The 657-nt window shown below is 60.6% G+C and carries 1 protein-coding gene; it reads left to right on the top strand.

Features of this window, described 5'->3' with window-relative positions:
- The coding region (locus RA26_RS21950; RefSeq protein ID WP_039187600.1) for a sensor histidine kinase at positions 1-657 on the top strand (657 nt) is incomplete at both ends.

Below are 657 nucleotides of genomic sequence, written 5' to 3'. Positions count from 1 at the left end.
CATGAGATCAAGAACCCGCTGACCCCGATCCAGCTGAGCGCGGAACGGATCAAACGCAAGTTCGCCCCCAAGCTGGGTGAGGAAAACAGCGACCAGCTTCAATCCATGACCGATGTGATCGTGCGCCAGACCAATGATCTGCGCAGGATTGTCGATGAGTTTTCGAAATTCGCCCGTATGCCGGAACCGGAGCGGCGCGAGGAGGATCTGGTCAAACTGGTGCGGGACGCGGTGATCCTGCAGCAGCAGGGCCAGCCGGATGTCCGGATCAAAGCGGATCTGCCCGAGGCAGAGATGCCCTCCGATCTGGATGCCACCATGATTGGCCAGGCTTTGACCAATCTGATCAAGAATGCAGGTGAAGCCATTGAAAGCCTGCAGCAAAAAGGCGCCCCCGAGGGGCTGGTGCCGGAAATCCGTGTGTCTGCGAAACGGGCAGGCAATGCCTTTGAGGTCCGGATTGCTGACAATGGCATCGGTCTGCCGGAGGACCGGGCGCGGCTGTTTGAGCCTTATGTGACCACGCGGGATGCGGGCACCGGGCTGGGGCTGCCGATCGTCAAGAAAATTATCGAAGAGCACGGGGGCACGCTGACGCTGGAAGATGCCCCCGTGTTCGAGGGACACGCGCACAACGGCGCTATGGCGGTGATCCGC

The sequence above is a fragment of the Leisingera sp. ANG-M7 genome (genome assembly GCF_000813965.1).
Classification (GTDB): domain Bacteria; phylum Pseudomonadota; class Alphaproteobacteria; order Rhodobacterales; family Rhodobacteraceae; genus Leisingera.
Note: the sequence above shows the minus strand (reverse complement) of the source record. Positions and strands in the feature narration are given on the sequence as shown.